This is a genomic window from Plantactinospora sp. CA-290183, assembly GCF_050936375.1.
Taxonomy (GTDB): Bacteria; Actinomycetota; Actinomycetes; order Mycobacteriales; family Micromonosporaceae; genus Plantactinospora.
In genome coordinates this window covers 1-15167 of record NZ_JBNJMX010000046.1, presented here as the reverse complement: position 1 = coordinate 15167, position 15167 = coordinate 1, and the positions used below count along the sequence as shown (strand labels likewise).

The following is a 15167-nucleotide window of genomic DNA, read 5'->3' as shown; positions in this document are numbered from 1 at the left end:
GGTGCTCTCGGCGTGCCGATCGCCCGGCCGGGCGGGTCGCACCACTCGGAGTCGGGCGCCGGGCCGTTGCCGTTGCGGCTGGTGTCCACCACGATCTTCAGGTTCGGGGCACCGGTGGCGGCCACGACGGCCTTGGCGTAGGTGACTGCCTCGGCGGTGGTCCGGTAGTTGGAGACGTTGACCGAGATGCCGTCGGCGCTGTTGGCGATGTCCGCGGCGACCAGCCGGGCGGCCATCGCGGCCGGGGAGAGCCAGGCGGAGTGTGCCGCGTCGAAGTAGACCCTGGCCTGGCTGGAGGCGGCCTTGAACGCCTTGCCGGCGTACGCCATCGAGGCGCTGGTCTCGGCCTGCTGCGACTCGGTCATGCAGTTGCTCATCAGGGCCAGCACGTCCGGCTCCAGGATGATGCTGGCCGGACGGCCGGCCAGGCCGGCGGCTACCTCGTCGATCCACTGCCGGTACGCGCTGTGGCTGGGCAGGCCGCCGCTGCTCGCCCCGCTGCAGTCCCGGTTCGGGATGTTGTAGACGACCAGGATGGGGATCTTGCCGGCCGTGGCGGCGGCGCCGACGAAGGCGTCCACCTCTCCGCGTACGGTGCTCGGGTTGTTCTGGGTGAACCACCGTCCCTGGGGGACGTTGGCGATGCGGTCGCGGATGACCGCCGCGCGCGAGTCGTTCGGGTTCGCGGCCACCCAACGGGCGGCGTTGGTGTCCGGGTCGACGTAGAACGCCGAGTCGGCGGCGCGGGCCGGATCGGGTCGAAGCATGCCGACACCGACCGCCGCCGTGACGGCCAGTGCCGTCGCGGCGACGGCGCCGGTCACGGTGAGCGCGGATCTTCCACGCATGCGGTGCTCCCTTCGGGACGGTGGGAGGTCGAGGGGATCATTTATCGAGTGGGATCGCTGGAAGCGCTCCCATAGACATCGACAACGGTAAGGCCATGTTGCGTCCGTGTGAAGCCCCGGTTTCCGCGCACGGGCATCGACGCAGGTCGCGGCGCGCGACATCCCGCCGACGACCGCCCCTCCCCATCGGCGTGTCCGCCTCGTCACCCGGTGCGTTGCCCGCTGCGCGTAGGCTGCATGGCGGAGGTGCGGGTGGACGCGGCGCAGGTGACGGTCGGGCCATGACGTTCGAGTCGGTGGCCCCGTCGGGACACTCCGCGCTCCGCCACGACGCCCTCTTCTATCGGGGCGACGAGGACTACGTGACCGCCATCCGCTCGTTCGTCGAAACCGGCCTGGCCGTCGGCGAGCCCGTCCTGATCGCGGTGCCCGGCACCCGGCTGGATCTGCTGCGATCCGCGCTCGGCACCAGCACCGAGCTGCGCTTCGTGGACATGGCCCGGGACGGCCGCAACCCCGCGTGGATCATCCCGGGCGTCCTCTACGCCTTCTTCAACGAGCACCCGGGCCGCGGCCGCGTGCGGATGGTGGGGGAGCCGATCTGGCCCGGCCGCTCGGCCACGGCCTATCCGCGCTGCGTACAGCACGAGGCTCTGATCAACATCGCACTCTCCGACCGCCCCGCCAGCATCCTCTGCGCGTACGACACCGCGGCCCTGGACCTCGACGCGATCGCGGACGCCGCCAGTACCCATCCGTTCCTGATCCGGGGCGGCGACCGGCAGGCCAGCGCCGGGTACGGCCGTCCGGAGCACGTGGTCGACGCGTTCAACCTGCCCTTCCCCGAGCCGCCCTCCTCGGCCTCCACGCTCTACTTCGAGGCGCCGGGGCTGGCCGGGATGCGGGCCCTGGTCGCCGCCCTGGCCCGTGAGGCCGGGCTCCCCCCGGACCGGGTCGACGACGTACGGGTCGCGGTCAACGAGATCGCCACCAACGCCGTCGTGCACTCCGACCAGCCGGCCGTGCTCCGGGTCTGGCGCGACGCGGAGGGGCTGGTCTGCGAGGTCGCCGGTTCGAGCGTGCTCACCGACCGGCTCGCCGGCCGGATCCCGCCGTCCCCGGCCAGCGACCGTGGCCGGGGCCTGCTGCTGGTCAACTACCTCTGCGACCTGGTGCAGGTGCACACCGACGAGAAGTCGACCACGGTACGCCTGCACATGCACCGCTGAGGCGCGTCGCCGGTCGGCTGCGGGCCCACCCGCTGCGGTGCGGGGCGCTCAGGCCCGGTCGGCCGGTGCCTCCGACTCCGGCCGCGGGCGCGGTGGCCGACCCCCGGCCCCCGTCGGCCGGTCGCCCGGCTCGGCACCGTCCTCGGCACCGTCGTTGCCCGGCTCGGCACCGTCGCGCTGTCCGGAGCGGGCGCCCAGGGCGCCCCGGTCGAGCAGTTGCATCACCGGGGTGGACAACACACCGTGCACCACCACGGAGACGACCACCACCAGGCCGGCCGTCGCCCACAGCAGGTCGGCCTGCGGAAACTCGGCATGTGCGGTCGCGTACGCCAGGTAGTAGAACGTCCCGACGCCCCGGATGCCGAACCCGGCGATCACCCAGCGTTCTGCGGAACTGCCGGGGGCGCCGCGCAGCGACAGCCACCCCACCAGCGGCCGGATGACGAAGACCAGCGCCAGCCCGACGGCGGCGGCCGGCCAGGTCAGCGGGGCCAGCAGGCCGGTCACCACCGCACCGCCGAAGAGCAGCAGCAACATGACGGTGAGCAGCCGTTCGACCTGTTCGGCGAAGTTGTGCAGCACCTGGTGGTACTCGTGGGACCGCTCCGCGGCCCGGATCGCCCGCGCGGTGACGAAGACCGCGATGAAGCCGTATCCGCCGACCAGCTCGATCAGCCCGTACGACAGGAAGGTCGCGGCGAGCGCGAGGAACCCCTCCGAGTGGCGGGCCAGCCGGAGGTGTTCCGAACGGGCCCGGAAGAACAACCGGCCGAGCAGCCAGCCCACCAGCAGCCCGCCGGCCAGCCCGACCGCGATCCGGTAGCCCACGTCCACGGTCAGCCACCGTCCCAGCCAGTCGTCGGGGGCCAGCCCGACCGTGGCGATGGCGATGGCGGCGTAGACGAACGGGAACGCGAGCCCGTCGTTGAGCCCCGCCTCACCGGTCAGCGCGAACCGGACCTCGTCCTCGGAATCCTCGACGTCGGTCGGCTCGCCCACCTGCACGTCCGAGGCGAGCACCGGGTCCGTCGGCGCGAGGGCGGCGGCCAGCAGCAGCGCGGCGGCGGGGGCGAGCCCGACCCACCACCAGCCCAGTACGGCCACCGCGGCGATGCAGAGTGGCATCGCGATCGCCAGCAGTCGCCACGTGGAGGACCAGCTACGCCAGCCCAGCGGACGGTCGATCTTGAGCCCCGCGCCCATCAGCGCGACGATCACGCCGATCTCGGTGAGCTGGGTGGCGATCTTGTCGTGCCGAAGTGGATCCGGTTCCGGCAACCCGAGCGGCAGGAGGAACACCAGCATGCCGAGGCCGAGGAAGGCGATCGGCATGGAGAGGGGGCGGCGCTCCAGCACCCGGGGCAGTATCCCGGCGAGCAGGGCGCCGAGTCCGACGAGCGCGTACGCGACAGCGGCGAGATCCACCCCGGCAGCCTTTCCCCGTACGGCCGCTCCGCACGCCTGCCCCGGGCCGGAGGCTCAGTCCAGACGACCCTGCGGTGCCTCGGGCGGGATCAGGATCTCGAACCAGACCGTCGAGCCCCGTACCGTCGGATCGGTGCCCCAACCGTCGCTGAGCTGCTCGATGAGCCCGAGGCCCCGGCCGCGACTGCTGAGCTTCTCCGTGCGGGTCCGGGTCACCGCACCCCGGGTGCCGCTGTCGGCGACCGAGACCAGCAGCCGCTCCGAGCTGAGATCGATCTCCACCCGGGCGGCGGTGCCGGCGTGCAGCAGTGCGTTGGTGGTCAACTCGCTCGTGCAGAGCACCGCCGCACCGATCACCGCCTCGGGCACCTCCCAGGCGGTCAACTGGCCCGTCATCCAGTGCCGGACCCGACCCGGCGCGGTCGGCTCGGCCGGCACCTCCATGCTCGCCGACCGGCTGGGCGTGCTCGCGTGCTCCACGGCGAGCACGGCCACGTCGTCCTCGGTGCTGCCCGGCACCGCGCCGGTGGCCAGCGCGCAGAGCGTCCGCGGATCCCCGGTGGCCGCCCCGGCGATCGCGTCCACGAGCACGTTCAGCCCGTCGGTCAGGCTCCGCTGCCGGCGCTCCACCACGCCGTCGCTGAACAGCAGCAGGGTGTCCCCGGGCCGGAAGTCGACGGTGACCGCCGCCCGCCGGCCGTGCAGCCCGAGCGGGACACCGGGCGGCACGTCGACGTACCGGGCGGTCGCCGGCCGGCCCGGGGAGGCGTGCCGGATCAGCGGCGGGGGATGCCCGGCGGTGGCCAGGGTCAGGCGGTCGCCGTCCGGCTCGATCACCCCGTAGGCCACCGTGACGAAGAGCTCGTCGCTGTGCGCCTCCGCGCCCAGGCTCACCACCAGCCGGTCCAGCCCGGCCAGCACCGAGGTCGGGTCCGGGTCGCTCAGCGCCAGTGCGCGCAGCGCGGCGCGTACCTGTCCCATCAGCGCGGCGGCCTGGAGGTCGTGGCCCGCGACGTCCCCGAGGACCACCGCCAGGTGCCCGTCCGGCAGTGCGAAGGCGTCGTAGAAGTCGCCACCCGCCGCGTTGCCGTCCACCCCGGCGTCGTACCGGGCGGCGATCCGGAGCATCGGCAGGTCGGGCAGGTGCTCCGGCAGCATGCTGCGTTGCAGCAGTTGCGCCGTGCCGTGCTGGTTCTCGAACCGGCGGGCCCGCTCGGCGGCCTGCCCGATCAGCTCGGCGGAGGCGGCGAGCAGGGCGCGCTCGGCGGGCGGCCAGACGCGTGGCTCCCGGTAGCCGACCGCGAACCCGCCGCGCAGCGAGGCCGTACGCAGCGGGAGCGTCGCCAGCGCCCGGACCTTCTCGTCGTGCCGGTCGATCGCGGTCCGCCGCAGCGGCTCGCCGTCGTCGACGAAGTCGGTGGCGCCGTCCCGGGCGGCGGTCACCAGCGGTGTGGGGGAGTCGACCGGGTGCCGGCGCCACAGCGGCGGCAGCCGCTCGTCGGCCTCGTCCAGCACCTCGCCGCGTACCCGCCGGACCAGCCGCCACCCGGCGCCGTCGTCCACGCCGAACTCCACCTGGTCGGCGCCGAACGACGACAGCGCGTTGCGCAGCGTCACCCGGGCGACGTCGTCCAGGGTCAACGTGCCGGAGAGCGCCGAGGCCAGCTGGCTGAGCCCCTGGAGCCGCTGGGTGACCTGGGTCGTCTCCGCGGCCACCGCGAGGATGCCGATGATCGCGCCGGCGGAGTCCCGGACGGCGGAGTAACCGCGGGTGAAGACCACCTGGTCCGGCACCCCGGACTCCCGGCGGACCAGCGGGAGCACCGCCTCCTTCTCCAGGAACGGCTCACCGGTCCGGTAGGCCCGCTCGATGACGTCGCCGACCCCCGGCAGGTGCCAGCTCTCGCCGAACACCTCGGCGGCCGGCCGGCCGAACGCGCCCGGGTGCTTCGTACCGATCAACTCGGCGTAGCCGGCGTTGTAGACCAGCGCGAAATCGTCGCCGTAGGCCAGGGCCATCGCCACCGGCGCCGCGAGGACGAGGTCGACGACGGTCCGCAGGGCCGGGTCCCAGCGTTCCGGCGGACCCAACGGGGTGTCCGCCCAGGGGCGGCGGGCGGGCGGTGCGACGGCGTGGTCGCGACTCGGCGGCACACCGGCGACGGTGGAGGGGGGAGCGGGGACTCGCCCGACCGTGCCTGGCATTACAGCAGCCTAACCGGATCCGCCGGATCCGCTCGTCGCGCCGGTACCGGACCGGTGGTCCGCCCTGATCCGGACCACCGACCAGCGGGTGAGAGGGCGCTCCCGGAGGGTTACTCCACCGGGTTCGCGTCCACCGGACGCCGGCGCGTGGCGTCGTCGGCCAGGATCACCGTGGCGACCATCAGCGAGACGCAGAGGCTGAACAGCCAGGAGCCGTCCTCGACCAGTCGGGCGGACACGGGAGCCTGGAGCGCGGTCAGCAGGAAGCCGAGCCACGCCCAGCGGCGCTGGCGCGCGGAGAGGAAACCGGGAGCCTGATGCATCCCGAAATTCTGCCCCGGCTGATCCCGATCGCCGTCCCCCGTTCGGACGATTTCGCGGCGAGCTGTCCGGTTGAGCCGCTTCTGCCGCGCTCACTCTCCAAGATCCGACATGCGGGCATCCCGATGGCGGGGCGGTCGAGGTCTCCGGCAGGATCGGCCGTCGTGACCACCACCTCACCCCGGTCCGCGCGGCTCCCCCTCCTCGTCCTGGCCTACCTCGGCTTCGTCAGTCTCGGGCTGCCGGACGGGCTGCTCGGCGTCGGATGGCCCTCCATCCGCGCCGAGTTCGCCGTACCCACCGAGTCCGTCGGGTTGCTGCTGCTGTCCGGGACCGTCGGCTATCTGATCTCCAGCGTGGTCGCCGGGTTCAGCATCGCCCGGCTGGGTGTCGGGTGGCTGCTCGCCGGCAGCACCGCGCTGGCCGCCCTCGCGTTGAGCGGGTACGCCGGCTCGGCCGGGTTGCCACTGATGATCGGATCGGCGCTGCTGCTCGGGCTCGGCTCGGGTGCCGTCGACGCCGGCCTGAACGCGTACGCGGCCGGGGCGTTCGGGGCCCGGCACATGAACTGGATGCACGCCTGCTTCGGCCTGGGCGTGGCGCTGGGGCCGTTGATCATGACCTCGGTGCTCACCGCCGGGCTGGCCTGGCGCTGGGGGTACGGTGCCGTGGCGATCGGCCAGGCGGTGCTGGCGTTGGCCTTCGTCCTCACCGTCCGGATCTGGGCGGACCGGGGTCCGGCCGAGCCGCCCGGGGCCGAGGCGGAAGGCCCGGCCGGACCGGCGCCGGTGGTCGGGCCGGTACGGATCAGGGAGACCCTGGCCCTGCCGGCGGTCTGGTTCGGGGCGCTGGCCTTCGCGGTCTACGTGGCGGTCGAGGTGGCCGCCGGGCTCTGGGCGTTCCTGCTGCTCACCGAGGAACGGGGACTGTCCGCGACCGCCGCCGGGCTCTGCGTCTCGCTCTACTGGGGCAGCCTGTTCGTCGGTCGGGTGGTGCAGGGACTGGTCGCCGAGCGCCTCGGCACCCGTCCCGTGCTGGTCGGCAGCATGCTGGGCATGGCGCTCGGCTCGCTGCTGATCGCCCTGCCCGCGCCGGCCTGGGTGACGGTGCTCGGCCTCGGCGTACTCGGTTTCGCCGCCGCCCCGGTCTTCCCGCTGCTCACCCTCACCACCGTGGACCGGGTCGGGCGGCGGCACACCGACCGGGCGATCGGACTCCAGGTGGGTGCCTCGGGGCTGGGTGGAGCGCTCATCCCGGCCGGGATCGGGGTCCTGATCAGCCAGCTCTCGTTGGCGCTGCTGGGTCCCGCGCTCCTCGTGCTCTCGGTGCTGATGCTCGGGCTCTACTGGGCGTCCGAGCGCCCTTTCCGCCCGGTCCGGCCGGACTGAGCGGGCCGCGAGCGGCGGAGCGCTCCCGGCCCGCTCGGAGTCACAGCGTGTCGGGGCCGGTGCGCCCGGTCGTCGACGGCCGGTACCGGCGCTGGGGGTCGGTCGCCTGCGGGTCCCGTTCGTCGTCCCGATCGTTGTCCGTGCTCTCGCTCCCGGGACGGTGCTGTTCGTCCGCCTCCGGACCGTGGCCGAACGCCGACTCCAGGCCCGCGTCGTTGCCGGTCACGTCGTCGGCCTGCCCGTCGACGGGCGACCGTGCCACCGCCCGCTCCAACTCGCTGAGCGGCAGCCGCTCCTCGTCCCGCCACACGTGCCTGTCCTCGTCGGTCATGCTCTGGGCCGTACCCGGCTCACTCGGCCGGCAAACGCCACGAGATCGACAGGCAGACGACGGCGGTGGCCGCCAGGAACGAACCCTGGTGGCCACCGCCGGAGAATCCGCGCGTGGGGTCGACTACGGCTGGGGGCGGGCCACCGTGCCCCGCCAGGCGCCGGTCTCGCTGCCGCGCCGCTCGATGAACTCCTTGAACCGCTGGAGGTCGCCGGAGACCCGGCGATCGACCACGCCGAGCTTGTCACCGGCCTTCTCGGCCAGGCCCTGCGGCTCGAACTCCATCTGTGCCGTCACCCGGGTGTGGTTCTCGTCGAGCCGGTGGAACGTCACCACACCGGCCTGCCGGGTTCCCCCGGTCGAACTCCACGCCACCCGCTCGTCGGGGAGCTGTTCGGTGATCTTGGCGTCGAACTCGCGGCTGACCCCGCCGATCTCGACCTTCCAGTGCGTCATCGTGTCGGAGAGTTGCCGGACCTCCTCGACGCCCTCCATGAACTGCGGAAAGTCTTCGAACTGGGTCCACTGGTCGTACGCGGTCCGGATCGGCACCGCGACATCCACGGACTTGGTCACGCCACTCATCTGACTTCCTCCTTCGTTGCCGGTTGTCCGCTCGACATCGGGCCCCGGGTCACCAGCGCTGTGTCTCGTTCGTGTTACCGAGGGCGGCCCACACCTCGGAGACGGTCAGGAACCGGGTACCCGGTGGCAGCCGGTCCAGCTGGGCGAGCACCTCGTCCGGCGCCTCGTTCTGCTCGGCGCTGCGGCGCAGGCTCTCCCGGTCGCCGGGCAACGCCGACAGCGGGATGAAGCGGCCCAGCCGGCTGCGCTGCTCGACGTCCTCCGAACTCATGCCCTGGGGGGTGCCGGCCCGGGTGGCCCCGGCCGGGACCATGGTCGCCTCGGGCTGGTCCTCGCCGGCCGGCTCCGCCTGACGCCACTCCTCGACCCGGCTGCCCGCCGTGCCGCGGACCGTACCGTCCACCTCGCGGCCCATCTCGTCGTCGATCCGGGGGCCGTGCTTGCTGTTGCCACGTTCCATGTCTTCTGCGCTACCCCCGCAGCCCGGGGCTAAACGGACTTTGGGGTCCTGGACGGTCCCCGCGCTGGTCAGGAGCCGGCGGGCTGGTCAGGAGTCCCCGCGCTGGTCAGGAGTCGGCGGGCGAGCGGGGTGGCAGCGCGGGCTCCACCGGCGGTTCGGCACCGCCCTGGATGGCGCGGCCGCGCTGCACCTCGGCGTTGATCTCCACGCCGAGCATCACCGCGCAGTTGGACAGGTACACCCAGACGAGGAACGCGATCACCGCGCCGAGACTGCCGTACGTCACGTTGTACGAGTCGAACCGGGAGACGTAGAAGCCGAACCCGAAGGAGACGAGCGCCCAGGACAGCAGGGTCACCGTGCCGCCGACGGTGAGCCAGCGGAACCGGGGCTGCCGCACGTTGGGCGCGATCCAGAACAGCAGCGAGAGCAGCAGCATCATGATGACCACCAGGACCGGCCACTTGGCGATCGTCCAGGCGGTCCGGGGTACGTCGCCGAGGTTGAGCGCCTTGCCGACCGCGTCGGCGACCGGCCCGCTGACGATCAGGCCGGTGGCGACGATCGCCAGCAGGATCAGCGCCACCGCGCTGAGCAGCAGTTGCAGCGGCCGCAACCGGTAGAACGGGCGGCCCTCCTCGACCCCGTAGACCGCGTTGGAGGCCCGGGTGAACGCCCCGACGAAGCCGGAGGCCGACCAGAGCGCCGCGAGCAGACCGAAGCTCAGCAGCGCCTTCACCGGCCCCTCCCGGCTGACGGCGTCCTTCATCGCATCGAGCACCTGCGGGTTCTCGAACACCGAACCGGCGCCGACCTCCTTGGCCAGCCCGGCGATGGTGTCGATCGTCCGGTTGCCGTCGCTGACCAGGCCGACCAGCGCGACGATCACGATCGCGGAGGGAAAGACCGCGAGCACGGCGTAGTAGGTCAGCGCGGCGGCCCAGTCGGCGCAGTTGTCGTCGAAGAAGTTCTTTGCGCTGCGCCACAGCACGCCGCGCCAGGTCGACGGGCGAAGCTGCCGCAGGTGTCCGGGGAAGCCCCGTCCGCCGCTGGTGGTGGCGGTGTCCGAATCCGTGCTGGCTGCCATGACCGCTCCCTCGTCGACGGCCAGCCTCCGCTGACCACCGTGGGTCCGCCGGGTCTTCCGGACCCGCGCCGGCGCCGGTCGACGTGTGCCGCCCGGTGGGGGAACGTGCCGGTCGCCCGGTTCGGCGTGCTCGGTACCCCGGCGGGAAAGCGGACAAACGTCGATCCCGCCGGCCGGTCGCCCCGGTGAGCAGGGTTCACGACCCGGGGTACGGGTACGCCAGCGGGTACGCACCGATCAGACAGGAGGACCTGTCATGCCCGGACGCGAGGTTCTGCCCAGCACCCTGCGGCGCTCGCCGGAGAAGGCCCAGGAGACGTGGGCGAAGACGCACGACTCGGCCGTCGAGACGTACGGCGAGGGCCAGCGGTCGCACCGGACCGCGTTCGCCGCGCTGAAGCACTCGTTCGAGAAGGTCGGCGACCACTGGGAGCCGAAGGGCCGCAAGGGCCCCAGCGACGCGCAGGCGGCCGGCGGTGGCCCGGCCCGGCGGGCGCCCACCGCCTCCGGGGTGGACGCCAACGCCCCGAAGGGACACCTGATGGAGGTGGCGAAGAAGCTCGACGTCCCGGGTCGGTCCCGGATGACCAAGGCGGAACTGGTGGGCGCGATCCAGAAGGCGAACGCGCGCAGCACCGCCGAGGCCCGTGGCCGGGACAAGGGGCGGCGGAAGCGGTAGCCGCCGGCAGGCTGGTTAAGAAGGGCCCCTTCCTATGCAAAATGCGATAAGAAGGGGCCCTTCCTTACACCCTCACCAGTGCCCGTTCTCGCCGCCCGGCGCGCCGATGTGCACCGCCTTGGTGGCGGTGAGTTCGCCGAGCAGTTCCGGGCCGTACCCGAAGCCCTGGCCGCTGCCCCGGCGGGGCTGGGCGGCGCCGCCGGGCGCACCGCCGAAGACGGAATTCACCTTCACCGTGCCCACCGGCAGCTCCCGCCAGGCCTGCTGGGCGTGGCTCATCGAACTCGTCAGCACCGTCGCGGCGAGCCCGTACGGCGAGTACGACGCCCGGGACAGCGCCTCGTCGAAGGAGTCGACCGCCATCACCGGTGCGACCGGTCCGAACGTCTCCTCCCGCATCACCGCCATCTGGTCGGTGCACCCGGCGAGCACGGTCGGGGGGTAGAACGAACCCGGCCCCTCCGGAACCGTCCCGCCGGTGAGGATCCGGGCGCCGTCCGCGACGGCGGCGAGGACGCGCTGGTGGACCTGGTCCCGGTGCCGGCGGTCCACGAGGGGGCCGAACTCGGTCAGCGGGTCCCGGCCGGGCCCGATCCGGAGGGCCTCGGCGCGCTGCACGAGGGCGTTCAGGAAGGTGGCCTCGACCGAGCGGAGCACGTAGATCCGCTCCACCGAGACGCAGAGCTGCCCGGCGTTGGCGAACGCGCCGAGCGCGGCCTGCTGCCCGGCCCACCGCAGGTCCACGCCCTCGTCCACGATCAGCGGGTCGCTGCCGCCGTTCTCCAGCAGCGCCTTGGCCGAACTGCGGGCGCAGGCGGCGGCGATCGAGCGGCCGGTGGCGGTCGAGCCGACGTGGGCCACGACGTCGACCTCCTGGCCGGCGAGCGCGGCACCGACCCGACCGTCGCCGGTGAGCAGGGTGAGTACCCCCGACGGCAGGTACTCGTCGAGCAGGCGGGCGAGCAGCCAGCCGCTGGCCGGGCTCCGCTCGCTCGGCTTGTACACGACGGTGTTGCCGGTGACCAGCGCCGCGCCGAGCAGGCCGCAGGAGACCGCGACGGGGTCGTTCCAGGGCGTGATGACCGCGACGACGCCCCGGGGCTGCGGCACCATCAGGTCTATCGCGTCGGTCTCGCCGGCCAGGGCCCGGCCGCCCTGGAGCGGTCCCAGTTCGGCGTACTGGCGCAGCGTCGAGACGCCGGCCTCCACCCCGCCCCGGGCGGCGCCGAGGGGCCGTCCCATTTCGGCGGTCTCCATCTCGGCGAGCCGGTCCGCCTCCGCCTCGATCGCGTCCGCGGCGCGGTGCAGTGCCGCGGCGCGCTCCGCCGGGGCGGTCCGGGCCCAGCGGAGCGACGCCGAACGGGCGGCCTTCACCGCCGCCTCCACCTCGGCCTCGGTGGCGATCGGCACCTGGCTGACCGGTGTGCCGTCGGCGGGGTCGAGCACGGTCAGTCGACCGGCCTCACCACCCGCACCCCAGACACCGGCGATGAGCTGCTGGACCTCATACATGGCAGCAGCTTGCCCCCGGCCCGGCGAGCCAAACTTCACGGTTTCGTCCCTGGCGGTGGCGGGTACCGGGCCCCGCCGCGTGGGTGCGCGCCGGCCCGCCGGTGGACCGCCCGGCGATAGGGTGCACGGGTGACGGTCCCGGGGGAAAGCGCCGATGCCATCGTGGTGGGCGCCGGCCACAACGGGCTGGTCGCCGCCAACCTGCTCGCGGACGCCGGCTGGGACGTACTGGTGCTGGAGGCGACCGGGGAGGCCGGCGGCGCGGTCCGCTCGGCCGAGGTGACCGCCCCCGGCTACCTCAGCGATCTCTACAGCGCGTTCTACCCGCTCGGCTTCGCCTCGCCGGTGCTGCGCCGGCTTGACCTCGCCGGGTACGGGCTGGACTGGCGGCACGCGCCGGACGTGCTGGCCCACCTGTTCCCCGACGACCGGGCGGTGGTGCTCAACCGCGATCCCGGGGTCACCGCGGCCTCCGTGGAGCGGTTCGGCGTCGGCGACGGGCAGCGCTGGCTGGACGCGTACGACGAGTGGCGGCGGATCTCCGCGCCGCTGCTCGACGCCCTGTTCTCCCCGTTCCCGCCGGTGCGCGGCGCGGTGGCGCTGGCCGGTCGGCTGCGTACTGCCGGGCTGCTCCGGCTGGCCCGCCGGCTGGTGGTGCCGGTGCGCAGGCTCGGCGCGGAACTCTTCGTCGGCCCGGGCGCCCCGGCGCTGCTGGCGGGCAGCGCCCTGCACACCGACCTCTCCCCGGACGACGCCGGCTCCGGGGTGTACGGCTGGCTGCTGACCATGCTCGGCCAGCAGGTGGGCTGGCCGGTGCCGGTCGGCGGCGCCCAGCGGATCACCGACGCGCTGGTGGCCCGGCTGCGGGACCGGGGCGGGCGGATTCGCCACCACACCGCGGTGGACCGGGTGCTGGTCGCCCGGGGCCGGGCGATGGGCGTGCGCTCGGTGGACGGCGCGCTGTGGCGGGCCCGCCGGGCGGTGCTCGCCGACGTACCGGCGCCGGCCCTCTTCCTGGACCTGGTCGGCGGGCGCTGGCTGCCGCCCCGGCTGGTGGAGGACCTGGCGCACTTCCGCTGGGACGGCTCCACGGTCAAGGTGGACTACGCGCTGGCCGGGCCGGTGCCGTGGCGGAATCCGGCGGTGGCCGGTGCCGGCACCCTGCACCTGGGCGGGGACCTCGACGGGCTGAGCCGGTACGCCGGGGCGCTGGCCCGGGACGAGCTGCCGGCCGAGCCGTTCGTGCTGGCCGGTCAGCTCACGGTCGCCGACCCGGGCCGGTCGCCGGCCGGTACGGAGTCGTTCTGGGCGTACACCCACCTGCCGTTCCGCCGGCACTGGTCGGCTGAGGAGGTGGCCGAGCGGGTCGCGGCGATGGAGACGGTGCTGGAGCGGGCCGCCCCCGGGTTCGGCGCCCTGGTGCGGGGACGGCACGTCGCCGGTCCCGCCGAGTTGGCGGCGGGGGACCCGAGCCTGGTCGGCGGCGCGCTGGGCGGGGGCACCGCCGCCGCGTACCAGCAGCTCTTCCTGCGCCCGGTGCCCGGTCTGGGGCGCGCGGACACGCCGGTGGACCGGTTGTTCCTGGCCAGCGCGTCCGCGCATCCCGGCGCGGGCGTGCACGGCGCGCCCGGGGCGAACGCGGCCCGCGCCGCGCTCGCCCGGGACCGGGCGCTGACCGGCCGGGCGTACGCGGCGGCGGTGGCCGCCGCGCACCGGGCGATCTACGCCTGAGCCGCCGTCGCCGGGCGCTCAGTCGTCGGCGTCTGCGGCGTCGGCGGGAGTGCCCGGCCCGTCGGTGCGGGCCTCGTCCGGCGCGGACCGGGCGATGTTGCGGTGCCGGCCGCGCAGCCTGAACGGCATCAACGCGCTCTCGATCTTCGTCGCGGTGGACATCTTCGAGTCGCCGTCGAGCCGCTCCTGGAAGTGGATCGGCACCTCCAGGATGGTGTGGCCGAGCTTGGTGGCCAGGTAGTGCATCTCCACCTGGAAGCTGTAGCCATTGGACTGCACCCGGTGCAGGCCGATGTCGCGCAGCGCCCCGGCCCGCCAGATCTTGAAGCCGGCGGTCAGATCCCGGATCCGGACCTGCAACAGGGTGTGCACGTAGAAGTTGGCCCAGCCGCTGAGGGCTCGCCGGTAGAGCGGCCACGCCTGGTCGAGCTGCCCGCCGGGTACGTAGCGTGAACCGATCACCACACCGGCCTTGGTGGACAGTAGCGAGCCGAGCATCCCGGGCAGCGCCTCCGGCGGGTGGGAGAGGTCGGCGTCCATCTGGGCGACGTACTCCGCGCCGTTCTCCAGTGCCCGCCCGATCCCGTCGACGTACGCCCGGCCGAGGCCCTCCTTGCCGGCACGGTGCACGACCTGGATCCGGTCCGGGTACTCGATGGCGAGCTTGTCCGCGACCTCGCCGGTGCCGTCCGGGGAGTTGTCGTCGGCGACCAGGATGCTCAGGTTGGGCAACGGCAGCGCGAGCAGCCGCTCGACCAGCACCGGGAGGTTGCCCGCCTCGTTGTAGGTGGGGACGACGACGGTCAGGCGAGCGTCCCGCCACGGGAGGGGCAGCTGCACGGGTTCGATCATCGGGGCATCCTCGGTTTGCCGACAGCGGTCAGGGGCAAAGCGTAACTTGACGGAGAGCGTGGGCAACAACACGGGCGTAACGGGTGCGAATCATCTATCTTGCCGGCGAACCATGCCAGGTCGCCCCCGGTGCGGCGTCGGGGGCCGGGGCCACGCCCGGATGCGGTGCCCGGGGACGCCGGGCCGGGGACAGGCCAGTCGTGGGCACGGCGGCGCCACCGGCCGGCAGATGATCGTACTCGTCCCGGGGTTTGACCGGGGTAACCCGGGCCGGCCGCGGGTAATGCCGGGCTGAGCCGGCTCCGCCCGCCGACGGTGTCGCGTACCCGCCGGCGGGGCGGGATTGATGTTTACTCCTCCTGCCCCCGGGAACCCGCCCGCCGTGCGAAGCGACCGGGTCGACCCGCATCAGCGCAGGTCATCGGCCGCGCACAGCGGCCCGGCCGGTGTGCGGGCCGGGCCGGGCCTGTTCGACGCGGTGCTGTTCGACCGGGACGGCACGCTGGTCCCG

General features: G+C 73.7%; 13 protein-coding genes and 1 pseudogene. 4 read left to right on the top strand and 10 right to left on the bottom strand.

The features are described from left to right. On the bottom strand, window positions 1-848 hold an 848-nt coding region (locus ACQEUR_RS25355), incomplete at its 3' end, for a glycoside hydrolase family 6 protein (RefSeq protein ID WP_433035965.1). 281 nt (window positions 849-1129) lie between these two features. Between ACQEUR_RS25355 and ACQEUR_RS25350 the strand changes: the two genes are divergently transcribed. Continuing rightward, entirely contained in the window at window positions 1130-2077 is a 948-nt protein-coding gene (locus ACQEUR_RS25350) for an anti-sigma factor RsbA family regulatory protein (protein WP_433035962.1), read from the top strand. Window positions 2078-2125: 48 nt separating this feature from the next. On the opposite strand, the gene ACQEUR_RS25345 is transcribed toward ACQEUR_RS25350, so the two are convergent. The 3 genes from ACQEUR_RS25345 to ACQEUR_RS25335 all read right to left on the bottom strand — a co-directional run bounded on the left by ACQEUR_RS25345 (window position 2126) and on the right by ACQEUR_RS25335 (window position 6033). Beyond that, a complete protein-coding gene (locus tag ACQEUR_RS25345; RefSeq protein ID WP_433035959.1) occupies window positions 2126-3505 on the bottom strand; it encodes a cation:proton antiporter in 1380 nt (459 codons plus the stop codon). 54 nt (window positions 3506-3559) lie between these two features. Then, window positions 3560-5710 (bottom strand): ATP-binding SpoIIE family protein phosphatase, encoded by a 2151-nt coding sequence (locus ACQEUR_RS25340; protein ID WP_433035956.1) that lies wholly within the window; start codon window positions 5708-5710, stop codon window positions 3560-3562. Between the two features lie 110 nt (window positions 5711-5820). Beyond that, the gene (locus ACQEUR_RS25335) at window positions 5821-6033 is read right to left on the bottom strand and encodes a hypothetical protein (RefSeq protein ID WP_433035953.1); all 213 of its coding nucleotides are present in this window, start codon (window positions 6031-6033) and stop codon (window positions 5821-5823) included. Between the two features lie 162 nt (window positions 6034-6195). Between ACQEUR_RS25335 and ACQEUR_RS25330 the strand changes: the two genes are divergently transcribed. After that, window positions 6196-7419, top strand: a complete 1224-nt coding sequence (locus ACQEUR_RS25330; protein ID WP_433035950.1) for an MFS transporter — start codon at window positions 6196-6198, stop codon at window positions 7417-7419. 40 nt (window positions 7420-7459) lie between these two features. On the opposite strand, the gene ACQEUR_RS25325 is transcribed toward ACQEUR_RS25330, so the two are convergent. The 4 genes from ACQEUR_RS25325 to ACQEUR_RS25310 form a co-directional block, all read right to left on the bottom strand. Beyond that, complete coding sequence (locus ACQEUR_RS25325) at window positions 7460-7750, bottom strand: hypothetical protein (RefSeq protein ID WP_433035947.1); 291 nt, start codon at window positions 7748-7750, stop codon at window positions 7460-7462. Between the two features lie 123 nt (window positions 7751-7873). Beyond that, window positions 7874-8335, bottom strand: a complete 462-nt coding sequence (locus ACQEUR_RS25320; protein WP_433035944.1) for an SRPBCC family protein — start codon at window positions 8333-8335, stop codon at window positions 7874-7876. A gap of 49 nt (window positions 8336-8384) precedes the next feature. Continuing rightward, window positions 8385-8795, bottom strand: coding sequence for a DUF2795 domain-containing protein (locus tag ACQEUR_RS25315; protein ID WP_433035941.1), 411 nt, complete (start codon window positions 8793-8795; stop codon window positions 8385-8387). A 106-nt stretch (window positions 8796-8901) separates the two neighbouring features. Beyond that, window positions 8902-9882 (bottom strand): YihY/virulence factor BrkB family protein, encoded by a 981-nt coding sequence (locus ACQEUR_RS25310; RefSeq protein WP_433035938.1) that lies wholly within the window; start codon window positions 9880-9882, stop codon window positions 8902-8904. Window positions 9883-10138: 256 nt separating this feature from the next. Here ACQEUR_RS25310 and ACQEUR_RS25305 point away from each other — a divergent pair, with 256 nt between their 5' ends. Beyond that, the gene (locus ACQEUR_RS25305; protein WP_433035935.1) at window positions 10139-10561 is read left to right on the top strand and encodes a ChaB family protein; all 423 of its coding nucleotides are present in this window, start codon (window positions 10139-10141) and stop codon (window positions 10559-10561) included. Window positions 10562-10633: 72 nt separating this feature from the next. On the opposite strand, the gene ACQEUR_RS25300 is transcribed toward ACQEUR_RS25305, so the two are convergent. After that, window positions 10634-12073: an aldehyde dehydrogenase family protein gene (locus tag ACQEUR_RS25300; RefSeq protein ID WP_433035932.1), complete on the bottom strand. Its 1440-nt coding sequence runs from the start codon at window positions 12071-12073 to the stop codon at window positions 10634-10636. 129 nt (window positions 12074-12202) lie between these two features. On the opposite strand from ACQEUR_RS25300, the gene ACQEUR_RS25295 reads away from it, so the two are divergent. Continuing rightward, window positions 12203-13804: a phytoene desaturase family protein gene (locus ACQEUR_RS25295; RefSeq protein WP_433035929.1), complete on the top strand. Its 1602-nt coding sequence runs from the start codon at window positions 12203-12205 to the stop codon at window positions 13802-13804. An 87-nt stretch (window positions 13805-13891) separates the two neighbouring features. Here the strand turns inward: ACQEUR_RS25295 and ACQEUR_RS25290 are convergent. Next, window positions 13892-14656, bottom strand: a pseudogene (locus ACQEUR_RS25290) (polyprenol monophosphomannose synthase); the annotation flags it as partial. Window positions 14657-15167 lie beyond the last annotated feature (511 nt).